Genomic DNA, 18,093 nt, shown 5'->3' with positions numbered 1-18,093 from the left:
AGGGGCCCCTCAGGAGTTGCGTCAGCGCCCGGTGAAGGTCTCGCGCAGCCGGCTGAACAGCCCACCACCGCTGTGCGTCGAGCGCACCTCGGGCACGTCGCGGGTGCGGCGATTCTTCAGCTCGCGCAACAGGTCGCTGTCGTGGTTGTCCAGCCGGGTGGGAACCACCACCTCGACGTGGACATGCAGGTTGCCGCGGGTGGCCGCGCGCAGCTGCGGCATGCCGTGGCCGCGTAGCGCGATGATCGCACCCGGTTGCGTGCCAGGCGGAATGACGATCTCGCTCATGCCGTCGAGGATGGCCTCGATGCTGAGCGTGGCGCCCAGCGCCGCGTCGACCATCGGTACCGACACCGTGCAGTGCAGGTCGTCGCCGTCGCGGACGAAGATGTCATGGGCCTGCTCATGGACCTCGACGTACAGGTCGCCGGCCGGCCCTCCCCCGGGCCCGACCTCACCCTGAGCGGCCAGCCGGACCCGCATGCCGTCGCCGACACCGGCGGGAATCTTGACGCTGATCTCCCGGCGAGCCCGCACCCGGCCGTCGCCCACGCACTGATGGCAGGGGTCCGGGATGACCACGCCGACGCCGCGGCAGGTGGGGCACGGCCGCGACGTCACCATCTGGCCCAGCAGCGAGCGCTGCACCGTCTGCACCTCACCGCGGCCGCCGCAGGTGTCGCACGGAATCGGCGCGGAATCGCCGTTGGTGCCCTTGCCCTGGCAGCGGTCGCACAACACCGCGGTGTCGACGGTGACCTGCTTGGTCACCCCGGTCGCGCACTCCTCGAGATCCAGCCGCATCCGCAGCAACGAGTCCGAGCCAGGCCGAACCCGGCCGATCGGACCGCGGGATGTCCCGCCACCGCTGAAGCCGCCGCCGAAGAAGGCCTCGAACACATCACCGAGACCGCCGAACCCGCCGAATCCGCCGGCCCCGGCGGCCGCGTTTTCCAGTGGGTCGCCACCCAGGTCGACGATCCGGCGTTTCTCGGGATCGCTCAGCACCTCGTAGGCCGCGCTGATCTCCTTGAACTTCGCCTGCGCGGCCTCATCGGGGTTGATGTCGGGGTGCAGTTCGCGCGCTAGCTTCCGGTACGCGCGCTTGATCTCCGCATCGCCGGCGTTTCTGCTCACGCCAAGCAGCCCGTAATAATCGCGTGCCACGCCTGACCTTTCTGGGCCCTTTTAAGGCCGCGTTACTACGTGTGTCCACAAACCCTAAGGGTGCACGTTCATCGAGCACCCAGGACTTCGCCAATATAAAGAGCAACCGCGGCCACGCTGGCGATAGTTCCCGGATAGTCCATGCGGGTGGGTCCCAACACACCCATACCGCCGTACACGGTGTCCATCGTGCCGTACACGGTAGACACCATCGAGGTGCCCGCCATTTGCTCGGCCTCCGTCTCATGGCCGATGCGCACCGTCACCTTGCCGGATTCCTGCTGATGCGCCAGCAATCGCAGCACCACCACCTGCTCCTCGAGCGCCTCCAGGATGGAGCGCAGCGAACCGCCGAAGTCCGCCGCATTGCGGGTCAGGTTCGCGGTACCGCCCATCACCAGCCGCTCCTCGGTGTGTTCGACCAGCGACTCCAGCAGCACCGTGGCCGAACGGCCGACCGCGTCGCCCAGCCCGCCGGTGCCGCCCAGCTGCTGAGCCAGCTCGGCCACCGCGACCGAGGCCGCCGAAAGCTTCTTGCCTTCCAGGGCCTGGCCGAGGATCTCCCGCAGCTGGGAGAGCTGATGATCGTCGACGACGTCGCCGAGCTCGACGATGCGCTGATCCACCCGCCCGGACGACGTGATGATCACCATCAGCAGCCGCGCCGGCGTCAGCGCGATCACTTCCAGGTGGCGAACCGTCGACGTCGACAACGTCGGGTACTGCACCACTGCCACCTGACGGGTCAGCTGAGCCAGCAGCCGCACCGCCCGCCGCAACACGTCGTCGAGGTCCACGCCGGATTCCAGGAAGCTTTGGATCGCCCGTCGCTCGGCCGACGACAGCGGCTTGACGTCGTCGATCCGGTCCACGAACTCGCGGTAGCCCTTCTCGGTGGGTACTCGCCCGGAGCTGGTGTGCGGCTGGGTGATGTAGCCCTCGGCCTCCAGTACCGCCATGTCGTTGCGGATGGTGGCGCTGGACACCCCGAGGTTGTGCCGCTCGACGAGCGACTTCGAACCGATGGGCTCCTTACTGGAGACGAAGTCGGCGACGATGGCGCGCAGCACCTCGAAGCGACGGTCGTCGGCACTGCCCATCGGTTGCCACCTCCTTGACTGCGTTCATTTTACGGTCTCACGGCGCGCTGACCTCCGTGCGCGAGCGTCCGCCGCGCGCTGCCGATAAGTTTGCGGCTAGCCTGTCCAGCATGTATCCGTCGGGCCTCGACGACGCATCGGAGACGATCCGCCAATGATTTTCAAGGGCGTACGAGACGGCAAGCCCTATCCGGAACATGGGCTGTCCTACCGGGACTGGTCCCAGATACCGCCGCAGCAGATCCGGCTCGATGAGTTGGTCACCACGACCACGGTGCTGGCCCTGGACCGGCTGCTCTCGGAAGACTCCACCTTCTACGGCGATCTTTTCCCGCACGCGGTCCGATGGCGGGGCATCATCTACCTCGAGGACGGCCTGCACCGCGCGGTGCGCGCCGCGCTGCGAAATCGCACCGTGTTCCATGCCCGGGTTTACGACATGGATATACCGCTGAGCCAGCAGACCCAGGGATCCGGTTCGACTTTCGGGCATTAGCCGGTCACGTTTGCGCGTTGCGGGGTGTCGACGTAGTGAGGGCCAACAAGGGTCCGCACCGCGACTATTCGGGAGGTTCGCCATGTCCCGGCTTCAGGGAGTCTCTGACCACGACGCCAGCCTGGGCGCCAGGATCGCGTTCTTCTTCACCAAACGCAAGCTCGCACAGATGGCCGGCCTCGAAACGGCCGGGATGCTCGAACCGCTGCGGATGTATGCCCACGTCCCCAAGTTGCTCAGCGCCTACGGCAGGCTCGAGCAGGCCGAATCGAAACTGGACATGCTGCGCCCGCGGCACCGCGCGCTGGCCGAGCTGAAGGCGGCGACGACGGTGCGCTGCGAGTACTGCATCGATCTCGGCTCGCAGATCGCGCGGCAATGGGGAATCACCGACGAAGAACTGCTGGCCATGTCTGGACCCGACTACTGCAATGCCCCGTGCTTTTCCGACGTCGACAAGCTGATCCTGGAGTACGCCACCGCGATCAGCCGCACCCCGGTCGAGGTGACCGACCAGCTGTTCGACGCGCTGCGCGCCCACTTCGACACGCCGCAGCTGGTCGCCCTCACCCACGTCATCAACCTGGGCAACATGCGCGCCCGATTCAACCTCGCGCTCGGCATCGGGTCGTCCGGCTTCTCCGGTGACCGGGTGTGCGCCCTCCCCGACACCGGCCGCGCGTGACAGTGCAGGCGTCTTTGACGACCCGGTTCGAGGCGGCCCGGCCACAGCTGGGCGCCATCGCCTATCGCATGCTGGGCTCGATTGACGACGCGCAGGACGCCGTGCAGGAAGCCTGGCTGCGGCTGAACCGCAACTCCGGCGAGGGCATCGTCAACCTCGACGCCTGGCTGACCACGGTGGTGGCCCGCACCTGCCTGAACACCTTGCGCGACCGCCACGCCCGTCATCGCGAGGAACCGGTCGCCCAGCTGCCCGATCCGATCGTGGACACCCTCGGCGAGTTCGACCCCGAACACCGCGCGATGCTCGCCGACGCGGTAGGGCTGGCGCTGTTCGTGGTGCTGGACACCTTGCCGCCGGCGGAGCGGCTGGCATTCGTCCTGCACGACGTGTTCACCGTCCCGTTCGACCAGATCGCGCCCATCGTCGAACGGAGCCCCGAAGCGACCCGCAAGCTGGCCAGCCGCGCGCGCCGACGCATCCAGCAGGCGGACCCGCTGCCCGATGCCGACATCGCCGCGCAGCGCGAGGCCGTCGACGCGTTCTTCGCCGCCGGACGCTCCGGTGACTTCGACCGGCTGGTGTCGGTGTTGCATCCCGGCGTGGTGTTGCGCGGCGACTTCGGCTCCGGCGCAGGGCTATTCCGCGCCGAGGGTGCGCCATCGGTGGCCAAGCTGGCCCGCGGCTACGCAGACCCCGAGCGTGAAGTCCGCGCCGCGATCGTCAACGGCGCGGCGGGCGCGGTTGTGTTCGTCGCCGGCCAACCCGTCTCGATCATGGCGTTCGTGGTGCGCGACGGCCGAGTCGCCGCGATCGACGTCCTGGCCGACCCGGAGCGAATCGCCAAGCTCGACCTAAGAGCCGTGTCCGGCTAGTTCGTCGCGGACGCTGCCTGCAGCAACGCCAGCGCGGCGTCGTGTTGCAGCACCCAGTTGCCGCCCTGTTGGACGAACACCAGTTGCTTGTTGACCGGCCCGGCGAACTTCGGACCCGCGATGGCCACCTGGGCGGCGGCCACATTCGGCCCGTTCGGCACGATGTTCGTCACCGTGAAGGTCTCCGGGAAGTTGCCGTTCCGGTAGGCCTTACGCAGGTCGTGGTCGGCAACGTGGCCCTCGTCGGGATTGATGCCGTTTTCGACCAGGCCGACCTTGGTGGAGTAGCCCACGCCTGGGTCGGTGGCCTGGATGCACAGGTTGCTCAACTGTTCCGCCGTCGGCAGGCCCGGCCCCACCGGCGCAGGCGCGGGAGGCGGCGGCGGATCCTGCGGCAACGGCGCGCCGACCGTGGTCAGCTGCACCGCAGACCCCGGCGGCGCGACGGATGCGATGCCGGCGGCCGCGCCGCCGATGACGGCCAGCGCCGCCACGCTCATAGCTACGGATTTCACGATTCCCCCTTCAGAGGCCCGTTGAGGCCAACCTGCCAACGTGACGGATGTTACTTACTGTCCAGCCGCTTGCAGCAGCTCCATCGCCGAGGCGCGCGACAACATCCAGCTGCCCTGGTTGACGAACGTGACATTCTGCGTGACCGGGTTCGGCAGCTTCGGGCCCGACACCGCGACGTCCGCCGTTACCGAACCTGCGGCGCTTGGCTGGATATTGGTGATGTTGAACGACAACGGCAGGTCGCCGTTCTTGGCCGCCTTCTGCAACTTGTGGTCCGCGATGTGTGCCGCGGTCCCGCTGATCCCGCCTTCGACCAAATTGCCCTTGCTGGTGAACGACACGTTGGGGTCGGCGAGGCTGTTGAGCAGCCCGGTCAGCTGGTCCGCCGTCGGAACGCCGGCATCGAGAGCCGGGGCGGGCGGCGCCGGATCCTGCGGCAACGGTGCGCCAACCGCGGCCAGCTGCACCTGGGCGGCACTGCCGGCCGGGATGGACGCGATTGAGGTGACGCCGATAGCTGCAGCGCCGAGAGCGCCCAGCGCTGCCACACCGGTGGCAATAGCTTTCACGGATTTCATGATTCCCCCTTCGAAGTGCAGCGTCGTGACGGAATGTCACCCACACCAGCACCTGGTGTAGATGGTGTGGTTGTGCACCTTGGGACAGATGCTACGCGGGATCGCACTGACTAATCTGTGCGCAACCTGTGTAGCAGCCCAGAGTTTCGGCTTTGCTGGCTAACCAGCTGACCGGTTCCCGGCGACGGAATCACGCAGGCTCTTCGTCCGGATATCGGGCCAGTTTTGCTCGACATAGTCCAGGCACGCCGCCCGGGTCGCTTCGCCGTGCACCACGCGCCAGCCCGCCGGAACGTCGCTGAAGACAGGCCACAGACTGTGCTGCTCCTCGTCATTGACCAGCACGAAAAAGGTGCCGTTGTCATCGTCGAAAGGGTTGGTACTCATCGCTTCTCCACCATCGTTTGGTATCTGGACGAACCCGCGGGACCGACCCAGGACCCCAGCACTCGGTCCGACAGCAGCCCCAGGCAGCTCAGGTTGGGAAATCCGGGCCCCTGGGTGAGGCCGGACAGGTTGGGCAGGAACAGCCTAGGCGTGACGTCGCTGACGGACAGGTCGTAGCCGATCGCCTCCTGCAGGCGCTCGGAGGCCAGCGGTCCGCCCAAACCCAGCTCGAGCAGGTCGAGGGCATCCTGACTGAACAGCGAGGTAAACCACAGCGCATCGGCGCCCGACCCGTCGATCACGAGGTCGAATCCGTGCACCGTCTCCAGGTTCTCGCTGAACCGGTTGGTGGAGAGCGTCAGCCGGATCTGCCCGTCGCGACCTACCGCGTGCGCCACCCGGCCGCGCAGGTGGCGGATGCGGTCGTCGGCCAGCAGCGCCTCTTGCACGTTTGCCGAGAAGACGCCACGATCCGTGCGGGCCAGCGCGTCGCGACGTTCGGCCAACGTCAACGCGGTCCAGTCGGTGGGGTCCGAGAACAGCGAGTTCTCGAAGAAACTCTCGCCACGGGTAAACAACGTCACCTGCGGTGAGATGACGGTGATCGTCGAAACCCGGTGCCGGAAAAGCTCATTCAGCATCGAGGCGGCCGTTTCACCGCCGCCGATCACCGCGACCCGCTCGGCACTGATGCGGTCGTGGCCAGCGGCGCGATCCCAGAACTGGGCGATCGACATCATGCGCGGGTTGCCGGGCAGCAGAGATTTCTCCGCCTGGCCCGGCCCGGTGATCATCAACGCGTCCGCGTGCACGGTGGTCTCGTGGGTGCGCAGCGCCCAGCGGTCACCGGCGACACCCAGCCCGTCGACCTCGCCGCGCATCACTAACATCTCGACCTGATCGGCGACCCAGCCCAGGTACTTGCTCCACTTGCGATGCGGCGGGGCCGGCCTGCCCCGGTCGATCCACTCGGCGAAGGATGCGGTCGCGATCAGATAGGAGTGCCAGCTGTAGCGGGTCATCAGCTCGTCGACCTCGCCGTTGCGGCGTGGCACCAGCGCCGATCGGTAGGGGAAGCCGACATCTTTTTCCGGGCTGGTACCCAACCGGTGCGCACCATCGGTCCAGCCGCCGCTCGCCTGCCAGTTCGCCCCGACCCCGGTGCGTTCCACGGCGACCACGTCGGGGACCTCGACGCCCATGTCGCGCAGCGCCTTCGCCTTGGCGGCTACAGCCACCGCCTTCGCGCCGGCGCCGAGGATCGCTAACGTGCTCACGTCACCACCTCCCGCAGTGATTCAATCCAAAGTTGTTGCAAAGCAGCGATATCCGCGTCATCGAGAATGTCTGGCAGTGCACGCCACTGCGCGGCCAAGACGCGCTGCCCTTCGAACGGCAGCACGGTGGCCATGATCGTGAGTTCGTGGCGCACCGCCAGATCCGGTTCCGGTTGCGGAGATACCCCCGCGAGCAGCCCGCGCTCCATCGTCAGCACGGACCCGCCGCCGGTGTGTGCTGCGCCCAGGTAGTTCAGCAGTACCTGCGGGCCAGGCAACGAGGCCAGACGCCCGGCGGTATCGGTCCGCAGATAGCGCAGCAAGCCGTAATCGAGTCCGTCACCCGGGATGGCCGCTAACCACTCGCCGACGTCTTGCGGGTCGGTCGAGTCCACCCGCACCGGATAGATGGAGCTCAGCAGTCCGATCGTGTCGCCGGTGTCGATGGTGTGCGAGCCGGGCTCGTCGACCAGACTGTCTGCGCGGCCGTGGGTTTCCAGCGCCAGCAGCGGCGGCGGCGTGGCCTGGTTTCGTCGCTGCCGCCAGCGCGTCACCGTCGCCGCGGTGGCGGCGACCAGCAAGTGGGGCAATGGCAGGCCGGAATCCAACAGCCGGTGGGTGGTGTCCGCGTCGGCGACGACCATGCGGACGATCAGATCGCCGGCCCGGTCGCGGCCCGAATCAACCCGCCGGGCGCCAAGGTTGGGATCATCGCCTTCGAGCTGGGCTGCCCAGAACTGCACGGTGTCCAACCGGTCGGCGCGGTCGGCGAGGGCCGCGGCCCAGCGCCGGTAACTGGTGTGCTCCCGCACCGGTGCGGGCGAGTGGCCGGTAGTCAACGCCTGCAGGGCAGCATCCAGCTCGCCGAGAACCACCCGCCAGGATGCCGGATCCATCGCCAGCACGTGGGCGGCCAGCAGCAGCACGCTTCGTCCGGTCGGCGGCCGAAGCCACACGGCGGCCAGCAGCGCTCCCCGCTCGGGGTCGAGACGGTCGACAGCTTCTGTGACGTATTCGGGAACCACCGCTTGCAGGTCGTCGGAGACCGCAACCTCGTTGACGAGTTCACCGAGGGTTTCGGTGGCCGGCGCCGGAACCAGGGTCATCGTGGCGCGGTCCAGTCGCGCGCGGAGCACTTCGTGCCCGGCGACGATGCTCGCCAGCGCGGCGTCTAGTTGCTCGCGGGTGATGTCGTCGGGCAGCCGGATGGCTTCGGTCTGGGCCAGCCGTCGAGCCACGCCGTATTCATAGAGCCAGCGGCCATTGGGCAACACCGGCATGGGCTCCGCGCCGTCTTCGACATCAGTTGTAGCAGTAGCGGTTTCGGAGTCGATTGCCTCTGCCAATTCCCGGACGTTGGCGCACTCGAGGATCAGCCTGGCGCGCAACGCCAGACCCCGCGCCCGCGCGGCCTGCACCACCGACAACGCCATGATGCTGTCCAGGCCCAGCTGCAGGAAGTCCGCGGCCACGTCGACGCAGGGCAGGCGCAGAAGTTCCGAAAGTACTTCGGCCAGTGCGACTTCGGTGGGCGTTTCGGGCTCAGAACCGGCGCAGTCCGCAGTCGCGGCCGCATCGAACGCGCGCAGCGCGGCTTCGTCCAGCTTACCGTTGGCGGTCAGTGGAATCTCGTCGAGCCTGACGATCCGCTGCGGAATCATGTAGCGCGGCAACCGGGTACCTAGCATGGCGCGCAGTTCGGCTGCCGGTGGTTTGTGCGCCGCCGTGTCGGAAATCACCACGTAGGCGGTGAGCCGCGCTCCGGTGTCCTGCTGACGCACCAGAACGCCGGCGTGCTGCACGGCGGGGTGTGATTCGAGCGCTGCGGCGATCTCGCCCGGTTCCACCCGGTAGCCGCGAATCTTGACCTGCGCATCGGCGCGCCCCACGTATTGCAATGAGCCATCCGGCCCCCGGCGCACCAGATCGCCGGTGCGGTACATCCGCTCACCGGCGGCGAACGGATCGGCGACGAATCGATGGCTCGTCTCCCCCGGGCGGCCGAGATAGCCGCGGGCCAGTTGGGATCCGGCCAGGTAGAGCTCGCCGGTCGCCCCGATGGGCACCGGACGCATCGCCGAGTCGAGCACGTAACCGCGGGAGTGCCGGGTCGGGCGCCCGATCGACGGATCGTCGTACTCGGTAATGGCTCCCACCACGGCTTCGACGGTGGTTTCGGTTGGGCCGTAACAGTTGTAGGCGCACAATCCGGTTCGCACACATTCGCCACGGATCAGGGCCCACGCGGAGCTGCCGAGCGCTTCACCGCCCAACGCCAGCACCGCCAACGGCACCGTGGTGAGCAATCCACATGCGGTGAGTTGGGCGAACATCGACGGCGTGGTGTCGATCATGTCGACGCCGTATTCGGCGATCGCACCGACGAGTGCCTCGGCGTCGGTCTGGGTCAGCTCGTCGACGACGTGCACACCATGGCCGTCCAGTAACGCAACCAAAGGCTGCCAGGCAGCGTCGAACGCGAACGACCACGCGTGCGCGATGCGCAGCGGGCGACCCAGCCGCGCCGCCGCGGGTCGCAACACGCTGTCCAGATGATCGTCGGCGTAGGCGCCGACTGCCGCGTGAGTTCCTATGACGCCCTTGGGTTCTCCCGTCGTCCCCGATGTGAAGACCACATAAGCGGCCTGCTCGGGCCACACCTGGACCGGGCGGAAATCGGCGCCGGCCTCGCCGCGGGCTTCCAGCAGCTCCTCGTCGACGATGATTGACGCACCGGTCTGACGCAGAATCGACTCCACCCGTTCGGGGGGCAGCCCCGGCTCCATCGGCACACACATGCCGCCGGTCTTGAGTACCGCGAGCATCGCGACGATGTACTCCGGCCCGCGGAAAAGCCGGATGGCCACCGGGGTTTCGGTCTTTACCCCGCGAGCCGCGAGCCGGGCGGCCAGTGCGTTGGCACGATCGTCGAGCTCGCGGTAACTCAGCGAGCCGCCCGTCCAGCTGATCGCGACGGTGTCGGGCGTCTTGACGGCGACCTCGGCGAAGCGAGTGTGGATGCCAAGCGCCTGCGGGGCCGCTGCGTCCGCAACGTCCGGGACACCCTCGTCCTCGAACAGGACGCTGACCTCACGCAAGGGTCGCTCCCAGTCCCGCAGCAGCCGCTCGGCAGCGGTCAGCACTCGACGGCCCAGCCGCTCGGCGCTAGTGGTACCCAGCGCGCCGTCCAGCACTTCGATTAGCACCACCAGCTCGCCGCCGGCCATGTGGGCAGCGATCGCGACCGGGAAGTGGGACAGGGTCTGCAGCGCGGACGGGCGGAATGTCGCACCGGCAGCGTTGAATTCGCCGGAGGCGGCCAATCCGTCCAGGGGAAAGTTCTCATAGACCAGCAAGGTGTCGAACATCTCCCCGACCCCACCGAGGGTCCGCAGTTGCGAATGCCCGAGGAAACCGTGCTCACGTAGCAGTGCGGCATTGCGCTGCACCGCACGACACTGGTCACCGACGCTCGCGATCGGGTCGAGCTGCACCCGCATCGGGACGGTGTTGATGAAGAGGCCGATCATCGTCTCGACGCCCGCAAGTTCGGGCGGCCGGCCGGAGACGGTGACCCCGAATACCACGTCATGGGTGTCGGTCAGCCGCGACAACACCAGCGCCCACGCCATTTGTATCAGGGTGTTGACGGTGATGCCGCGCGAACGAGTGCCTTCGACCAGCCGCTCTGCGGCCTCGGGTGGCAGCCGCAGTTCGGTGGTGCGCGGCAATCCGGTCTGCCGCCCGTCGGCCGCTTCCGCCGAGCCGAACGCGGCCGACAGCATGGTCGGACCGGGCAAGCCGGCCAGATGCTGACGCCAAACCTGTTGACTGGCTTCAGGATCGCGGCTTGCCAACCACCCGATGTAGTCGCGGTAGGGGCGCGGGGCAACGGGCAGCGCCGCAATGTCTCCCCCGGCGCCGTACAAGATCATCAGCTCGTTGACGAACACCGGCAACGACCAGCCGTCGATCACGATGTGGTGGGCGGTGATCACCAACCGCCATTGCGCGCCGGGCAATTCGATCAGCAGGAAGCGAATAACCGGCCCACGTTCCAGATTGAACGGTCGGCGTCGCTCACCGACCTCCAACGCCTGCACCTCTTCGGGCGAGGCCGTGACGACTCGCCAGGGCAGCTCGACGCGGGACGGCACGATCTGCACCGGACGCGGGATTCCCCGGCTGAAGAAGCTGGCCCGCAGGTTTGGATGCCGTACCAACATGTTCGTCGCGCAGTCGTGCAGCAGCTCGGCGTCAAGCGCGCCGGAGATGTCCGCGGCCATGCCGATCATGTACGGATCGTCGGCCGCTTCGCCTTCGACGAATTCGGTAAGCGTGCTCAACGAATACAAGCCCTCTTGCAGCGGGCTCAACGCCATCACGTCCTCGATGTCCGGTACGACATCGGCTTTGGTCGCGGTCATGGCGTACCGTCACGTGAGGATGACCAAAGCTGTGTCACCGCAGCCAGATCGTCGGCTGACAGTCCGGACGCGGCCATCGGCTCGAAGCGGGCATCCGCCGGCTCGTCGGCCTGCTCGGTGTCGGTCTGTCCGTCGCCGAGGGCGTCCAGGACGCCGGCCAACTGCGCAGGCGTCGGGTGCTCGAAGACCATCCGCGGACTGACCGCCAGGCCCGCCGCGCGGGCCCGCGATGCCAGCTGCACCGAAAGGATGCTGTCGCCGCCGAGCGCGAAGAAGTCATCGAATCGGCCGACCTCGGGCGTCGACAGCAGCTCGGCGAACACCTTAGCCAGCGCCCGTTCGGTGTCGGTGCGCGATGGTTCGATCTGGCCGCTGGTGCTGACGGCCGGCTTCGGTAGCCCGGGCCGGTTCAGCTTGCCCGAATCGGTCTTGGGCAGCGCGTCGAGAACCGTCAGCGACGAGGGCATCATGTATCCGGGCAGCGTCGTCGCGATTGCGGCACGCACCGCGCCCGCGAAGGTTGCTTTCTCCGCGTCATCGACGATTGCTCGTTGCGGCACAACATATCCGGCCAGCGATGTACCGCCGCGCACCTCCCAGGTACGCGCGGCCGCCGCCGCGACGCCGTCAGCCGCCGAAAGCGCGGCCTCGACCTCCGCCAGCTCGACCCGGAATCCGCGCACCTGTACCTGGTGGTCAGCACGGCCGGTGAACTCCAGCTGGCCGTCCTCGGTCCACCGGGCCAGGTCGCCACTGCGGTACAGCCGCGACCCCGGTTCCAGCGCATACGGATTGGCCACGAACCGCGTTGCGGTCAACGCGGACCGCTTCCAGTAGCCCCGGGCCAACTGGTCACCGGCGTAATACAGTTCGCCCACCACGCCGACCGGCACGGGGCGCAGGCTGTCATCGAGCAGGTAGGCATCCGCCCCCGGCACCGGCTTGCCGACAAGCGGATTCGGCAGACCGAGCCGCCCGCGCGACACCGCGCCAGAGGTTTCGGTGGAGCCGATATTGTTCAGCAGCTGGGTGTCCGCATCATCGGCACATGCGGCCACGAGCCGCTCCAGCAGTGACGCGCTCACCGGCTCCCCACCACAGACCAGCCTCGACAGGGATCGCACCACATCGGGCCGGGTGTCCACCAGCGCGGAGACCAGGCTGGGCACCGCGGTAACCTGCGCCACTGAATGCCGGTCCATCAAGTCCCCGAGCGCTTCGGCGTCGCGGTGCTCGGCGTCGTCGGCGAGGATCATCGTGGCACCGGCCGCCAGGCCGGCCAGCATCTCCATACCGCCCTCGAGGAAGGTGATCGAAGCCTGCGCCAATCGAATGTCATTGGCGCAGGGCGGGTAATGCCGCAACTGCCAATCCAACCTGGCCGACATGGACCGATGCGTGCCCACCGCACCCTTGGGCTTGCCGGTGGAACCGGACGTGAACACCAAATACATCGGGTCGTCGGGGTGCGGCGCGGGCAACTCCGTGCGTGCCGCGTCGCTGTTCTCCATCGCGGCACCAACCTGCGGGTCGTCCAGGGAAATCACCGTAACCCCAGGCACTTTCGGCGTGCTGTCCACGGCGTCGGCCGTCGCCAAGACCACCGGCGGCGCGACGTCGTCGAGCATGAACTGCTTGCGCGCCAGCGGATAACCGGGATCGATCGGGAAGTAGCCGCCGCCGGCTTTCATGATGGCCACCAGCGCCACCACCATGTCGATGCCGCGCCGCGTCGAGAGTCCGACCAGCGACCCCGGCTGCACACCGTGTTCGGCGAGCAGCACCGCGAGATTGTCCGAACGCCGGTGCAGCGATGGGTAATCGATCTGCTCGCTGCCGCAGCGCACCGCGATCCGGTCCGGACCCCAATTCCGGCTGGGCGCAAGCAATTCCGGAATGGTACGCGGTCGGTCCTGTGGCGCTTGCACGCCGCGGCTCCACTCCTGCAGGATGCGGTGCTGCTCGTCGTCGTCGATCACCGCAACGTCGCGCAACGTCTGATCGACGTCGTTGGCGAACGCGGTGATGATCCGGGCCAGCCAGCCGGCCAGCCGCTCGATGGTGGACCGGCTATACAGCTCGGTACGGAAAATCACGTTGCAGTTGTACCCGGCGCCGTCCGTGTCGTCGGCGCCCAGGAAGTTGACGCTCAGGTCGGCGTGCGCCATGTCGAAGATCGGATCCAACGAGGTGCACACCGTGTCCTCGCCACCGCGGCCGTCGGACGTCGAATCGATCACCCGGGTGGCGGGCAGGTGGTCGCGGACGTGCACCACGACCTGGAACAGCGGGTTGCGTGATAGCGAGCGCACCGGGCTGACGCTGTCGACAACCCGGTCGAACGGCAGATCCTGGTGAGCGTAGGCAGCCAAGGCCGTCTCCCGGGCCCGACGCAGCGCTTCTCGCAGCGTCGGATTACCGTCCAGATCGTTGCGCAGCACCAGAATGTTGACGAAAAAGCCGATCAGTTGGTCCAATTCGGCTTCGGTGCGTCCGGCAACCGGCGTGCCCAGCGGAATGTCCACGCCGCTGCCGGCCTTGTGCAGGACCACGGCGACGGCGGTTTGCAGCAGCATGAATTCGGTGATGCCCAACTCGCGGCACAATTCGGCGAGCTTGCCGCGGGTGGCCGCGTCGATGCGGAAGTCGACCGACTCACCCGCGCCGCTGGGTACCGGTTGACGAGGGAAGTCCGGCCGCAGCCCGGTGTCCTCCGACATCCCGGCCAGCTGCCGGGTCCAGTACTCCCGCTGCTCGGCGGCGATCGCTGATTCCTGACCACTGGAGTCACCCAGGAACTCGCTTTGCCAGGCCGCGTAATCGGCGTACTGCACGCGAAGTGGCGCCCAGGACGGCACCTCTCCCGAACGCCGGGCCCGATAGGCGGTGAGCACATCGGAGAACAGCACGCCTGCTGACCAATGGTCGGAAGCGATGTGGTGGACCACGAAGGACATCACGTGTTCGCCTGCGTCGACGCCGGTGCGCAGCAACGCGATCCGAATCGGTCGCTCCTCGTCCAATTCGAAGCAGTGCTGGCGTTCGGCGTCAAGCTGTTCCTGCAGCCAGCCGTCGCTATCAGTGGCGGCGCCGTCAAAGGCCGCCAGGCGAATCGGCAGATCACCGGCTGGATTGACTACTTGGTAAGGGACACCGTCTATTTCGACATAGCTGGTGCGCAGAATTTCGTGACGAGCCACGACGTCGCCGATGCCGGCGATCAACGCATCGATGTCCCACGGCCCGGTCAGCTTCGCAGCGAACGGGACGTTGTTGACCCAGCTGGGCCCGTCGATGCGGTACGCGAACCAGCTGCGCAGTTGCGACGCCGACAGTGGCAGCGGCTCGTCGTGGGCGGTCGCGATCAGCTTGGGCCGCGCCTGGTCGAATGTGCCGGAGCCCAGCTCGTCTACCCGCTCGGCCAGCAGGCCCACCGTGCCCAGCTCGAACACGTCGCGGATGCCGAGCTCCACACCGCAATCCGAGCGGATCGCGGTGACAAGTTTGGTGGCCACCAGAGAGTGACCGCCTAAATCGAAGAACGAGTCGTCGACACCCACCCGGTCGTGGCCCAGCAGTGTGGAAAACAGTGCGGCGATACGGCGTTCCGTGGCGGTCGTCGGGTCGCGGTATTCGGCCCCGGCGGCGATCTCCGGTTGCGGCAACGCGGCACGATCGATCTTTTGGTGCGCGGTCATCGGGATCTCGTCGAGCACGACGTAGCCGGCCGGAGTCATGTAGTCCGGCAGCGCCGCGGCCACCCGGGCTCGGATACGTTCAACGTCAACGGTTTCGGTGCCGCAGTCCGGGGCGGGAGTCACGTACCCGACCAGGCTCTTGCCCAGCCGGGGCAGGTCCACCGCAAGCACCACCGCTTGTCCGACGCTGGGGTCGACCGAGATGGCGGCGGCGATCTCACCGAGCTCGATGCGGAAGCCGCGGATCTTCACCTGTTCGTCGGCGCGGCCGACGAACTCGATGTCTCCGTCACCGTTACGGCGGGCCAGGTCGCCCGAACGGTACATCCGGCCGCCCGCGGTGAACGGATCGGCGACGAAACGTTCGGCCGTCAGTCCCGGCCGACGGTGATACCCCTGCGCGACATGCGTTCCGGCGATGTAGATCTCGCCGATCACACCCACCGGTACCGGCTGCAGCGTATCGTCGAGCAGATACACTTGCGTGTTGATCTTGGGCTTACCGATAGGCACGATCCGGGTGCCCTGGGTGCCCTGCACCGGATAGCTGGTGCAGTTGACGACGGTCTCGGTCGGTCCATAGAAGTTGTACAGCAGCGCGTCGAAGGTGGCGTGGAATTTGTCGGCGATCTCGCCGGGCAGCGCCTCCCCGCCGATCGGGACCCGGCGCAGGCTGCGCCACTGGTTGACGCCGGGCAGCGACAGGAAGAGCCCCAGCAGCGACGGCACGAAGTGCATCGAGGTGATGCCTTCGCGGCCGAGCAGGTCGGTCAGGTAGCCGATATCGCGCAGCCCGTCGGGCCGCGGAATCACCAACCGCGCACCCATGATCAGCGTTCCGAAGATCTCCCCCATCGACACGTCGAAGCTGGGTGAAGCGACCTGAAGCAGCGATTCGGTTGCGGCGATCTGGTATTCGTCGCCGAACCAGACGAAGTACTCGGCGATCGGCGCATGCGGCACCGGGACGCCCTTGGGCAGCCCGGTCGAACCCGAGGTGTAGATCAGGTAGGCGGTGTTGTACGGGGTCAGTGGGCGAATCAGCTCGGGTGCGCTCGCCGGGTAGTTCGACAGGCTGGTAACTGGTTCGTGCAGAACCAGTTTGGCGTCCGCATCGCCCAGGATGAAGGAGATTCGATCCTGCGGGTAAGTGGGGTCCACTGGCATGTATACCGCGCCCGCTTTGAGGATGCCCAGCGCGGTGATGACGAGTTCGGGCGACTTGTCCAGCAATAGCGCGACCCGGTCCTCGGTGCCGATGCCCTGCTCGATTAGCCAGTGCGCCACCCGGTTCGACTCTTCGTCGATCTCGCGGTAGGTGTAGTCGCGGCCTTCGTAGCCGACGGCGACGGCATCGGGCGCCTGGGCCGCGCGGCGGCTGACCAACTCCGGCAACGTGGCAGCCGGGGTGGTGAACTCTTCGCCCGTCGATACCTGGCGGAGCCACTCCGCGTCTTCGCCGCTCATCAGCGCGCATGCGAACAGCGGCGCGTCGGGGTTGCTCAGCGCATTGTCGAGCAAGACGACATAGTGCCGCAGCAGCTGTTCGACCAGCGGACGATCCAGCACCTCGACCAGATACTCAGCCTCAACTAATCCGCCGCCGTCCTTCGAGCGCGCCAGCTCCACCATGAAACTCAGTGGCAGCTGGTTGAAGTGACCACGCAACTCACCGCGCTCGCAGTTGATGCCCGGCGGGCAGAAGCCGGCACCATCGGCATCTCGCTGTCCGAAGCTCACCCGCGTCATCCGGTCCGCGCCGTGTCGGCGATCGGGGTTGGATTCGCGCACCAGCCAGTCCAGGTCGGCACGTGAATGCGCAAAGGCGCCCACGGCGCTGTCCCGAGTTTGGGTCAGCAGTTCGCGGAATGTCTGGTGGGAGTGCGGTTGCAGCCGAATCACCACGGTGTTGCCGTAATAGCCAATGGCGTCCTCGGTCCCGACGCCGCGATTGAGCACGGGGACGGCGACCAGGAAGTCGCTCGACTGTGTGTAGCGCTGGACCAACGCGGCGAACGCGGACATCAACACCATGTAGGGCGTGGCGCCGCTTTCCCGAGCCAGCGCCGCCGCCCGGTCGATAAGGGCCGGCGGCAACTGCGCGGTGGCGCGCTGCGCACGCCAGCTGCTCGGCACCACGGAACCGTTGGCGCCCGGAAGCTCCAGCGGCTCCGGCAGATTCGTGATGAGTGGCCGCCAGTAGTCCGCATCCTCGTCATGACTCGGGGCGTCGGCGAAAGCCGGCTCGACCGCGGGGGCACTGGCCGCCGGCGCGGCGGCGAAACCATCCGGGTCGGTATACGCCCGGGTCAGATCGGCGAAGAAGGGCGACCATGAGCCGTCGTCCCAGGCGATGTGGTGGGCGGTGATCAGCAGCATCAGTTCGTCGGTCGACAACCGCGCCACCGTGACCCGCAGGGGCGAATCCTTGGCCAGGTCGAAGGGCCGGCAGAACTCCCGCTGAGCCAGCACATCGAGCCGCAACCGCCGGGACTGATCGGTCAGGACGGACAGGTCGTGTTCGGCCCAGTCCGGTCGCAGATCATCGCGGATCACCGGATACGGGAAGCCGTCGGTGTCGGTCTCGTAGGTGGTGTGCAGCACCGGATGGCGCTCGGCCACGGCCTCGATCGCTGCGCGCAGCCGGGCAACATCGACGGTGCCGGTGATGCGATAAGAGACGCAGATGTTGAGCAGCGCGCTGTCGGGATCGACCGATTGCACGAACCACATCCGGTGCTGACCGTCCGACATGCGTGGCTCGTCGTAAGTCGCCACGGGCCCCTGCGCCGGGGGCCTGTCGAGGCCACGCTCAGCGATCTTGCGGCGCAATAGTTCCAGCCGCTTTTCGTCGAGCCGGGCGCTGGCACCGGAGGTTTCAGTCACG

General features: G+C 67.3%; 10 protein-coding genes and 1 pseudogene. 3 read left to right on the top strand and 8 right to left on the bottom strand.

The annotated features are described in order from the left end of the window. Positions 1–21 precede the first annotated feature (21 nt). Positions 22–1,167 (bottom strand): molecular chaperone DnaJ, encoded by a 1,146-nt coding sequence (gene dnaJ / locus H7K34_RS00660; RefSeq protein WP_264058735.1) that lies wholly within the window; start codon positions 1,165–1,167, stop codon positions 22–24. A gap of 68 nt (positions 1,168–1,235) precedes the next feature. Further along, positions 1,236–2,267 carry a heat-inducible transcriptional repressor HrcA gene (gene hrcA / locus H7K34_RS00655; RefSeq protein WP_264058734.1) on the bottom strand — a complete coding sequence of 344 codons (1,032 nt, stop codon included), beginning with the start codon at positions 2,265–2,267 and terminating at the stop codon, positions 1,236–1,238. Positions 2,268–2,421: 154 nt separating this feature from the next. Between hrcA and H7K34_RS00650 the strand changes: the two genes are divergently transcribed. From H7K34_RS00650 to H7K34_RS00640, 3 genes are all read left to right on the top strand, one after another. Beyond that, positions 2,422–2,763: a type II toxin-antitoxin system VapB family antitoxin gene (locus H7K34_RS00650; RefSeq protein WP_108925364.1), complete on the top strand. Its 342-nt coding sequence runs from the start codon at positions 2,422–2,424 to the stop codon at positions 2,761–2,763. Positions 2,764–2,845: 82 nt separating this feature from the next. Next, positions 2,846–3,448 (top strand): carboxymuconolactone decarboxylase family protein, encoded by a 603-nt coding sequence (locus tag H7K34_RS00645; RefSeq protein ID WP_264058730.1) that lies wholly within the window; start codon positions 2,846–2,848, stop codon positions 3,446–3,448. Beyond that, a complete protein-coding gene (locus tag H7K34_RS00640; RefSeq protein WP_264058728.1) occupies positions 3,445–4,323 on the top strand; it encodes a sigma-70 family RNA polymerase sigma factor in 879 nt (292 codons plus the stop codon). Before H7K34_RS00645 ends, H7K34_RS00640 begins: the two co-directional genes overlap by 4 nt. On the opposite strand, the gene H7K34_RS00635 is transcribed toward H7K34_RS00640, so the two are convergent. The 6 genes and pseudogenes from H7K34_RS00635 to H7K34_RS00610 form a co-directional block, all read right to left on the bottom strand. Beyond that, entirely contained in the window at positions 4,320–4,823 is a 504-nt protein-coding gene (locus tag H7K34_RS00635; protein ID WP_264058785.1) for a hypothetical protein, read from the bottom strand. The genes H7K34_RS00640 and H7K34_RS00635 overlap by 4 nt on opposite strands. A 69-nt stretch (positions 4,824–4,892) precedes the next feature. After that, positions 4,893–5,417 (bottom strand): hypothetical protein, encoded by a 525-nt coding sequence (locus H7K34_RS00630; RefSeq protein WP_264058726.1) that lies wholly within the window; start codon positions 5,415–5,417, stop codon positions 4,893–4,895. A 159-nt stretch (positions 5,418–5,576) separates the two neighbouring features. Then, positions 5,577–5,804 carry an MbtH family protein gene (locus H7K34_RS00625; RefSeq protein ID WP_264058725.1) on the bottom strand — a complete coding sequence of 76 codons (228 nt, stop codon included), beginning with the start codon at positions 5,802–5,804 and terminating at the stop codon, positions 5,577–5,579. After that, positions 5,779–7,081, bottom strand: a pseudogene (gene mbtG / locus H7K34_RS00620) (NADPH-dependent L-lysine N(6)-monooxygenase MbtG). The gene H7K34_RS00625 and the pseudogene mbtG overlap by 26 nt, the downstream one beginning before the upstream one ends. After that, positions 7,078–11,508: an amino acid adenylation domain-containing protein gene (locus H7K34_RS00615; protein WP_264058722.1), complete on the bottom strand. Its 4,431-nt coding sequence runs from the start codon at positions 11,506–11,508 to the stop codon at positions 7,078–7,080. Before H7K34_RS00615 ends, mbtG begins: the two are co-directional and overlap by 4 nt. Beyond that, entirely contained in the window at positions 11,505–18,092 is a 6,588-nt protein-coding gene (locus H7K34_RS00610) for a non-ribosomal peptide synthetase (protein WP_264058720.1), read from the bottom strand. Before H7K34_RS00610 ends, H7K34_RS00615 begins: the two co-directional genes overlap by 4 nt. Position 18,093 lies beyond the last annotated feature (1 nt).

The sequence above is a fragment of the Mycobacterium montefiorense genome, assembly GCF_025823255.1.
Taxonomy (GTDB): domain Bacteria; phylum Actinomycetota; class Actinomycetes; order Mycobacteriales; family Mycobacteriaceae; genus Mycobacterium; species Mycobacterium montefiorense.
Note: the sequence above shows the minus strand (reverse complement) of the source record. Positions and strands in the feature narration are given on the sequence as shown.

Excerpts from the sequence above, each read along its gene's own strand:
- H7K34_RS00645 (WP_264058730.1), top strand. The coding sequence starts at position 2,846 with ATGTCCCGGCTTCAGGGAGTCTCTGACCACGACGCCAGCCTGGGCGCC.
- H7K34_RS00630 (WP_264058726.1), bottom strand. The coding sequence starts at position 5,417 with ATGAAATCCGTGAAAGCTATTGCCACCGGTGTGGCAGCGCTGGGCGCT.
- H7K34_RS00635 (WP_264058785.1), bottom strand. The coding sequence starts at position 4,823 with ATGAGCGTGGCGGCGCTGGCCGTCATCGGCGGCGCGGCCGCCGGCATC.
- H7K34_RS00625 (WP_264058725.1), bottom strand. The coding sequence starts at position 5,804 with ATGAGTACCAACCCTTTCGACGATGACAACGGCACCTTTTTCGTGCTG.
- hrcA (WP_264058734.1), bottom strand. The coding sequence starts at position 2,267 with ATGGGCAGTGCCGACGACCGTCGCTTCGAGGTGCTGCGCGCCATCGTC.
- H7K34_RS00650 (WP_108925364.1), top strand. The coding sequence starts at position 2,422 with ATGATTTTCAAGGGCGTACGAGACGGCAAGCCCTATCCGGAACATGGG.
- H7K34_RS00615 (WP_264058722.1), bottom strand. The coding sequence starts at position 11,508 with ATGACCGCGACCAAAGCCGATGTCGTACCGGACATCGAGGACGTGATG.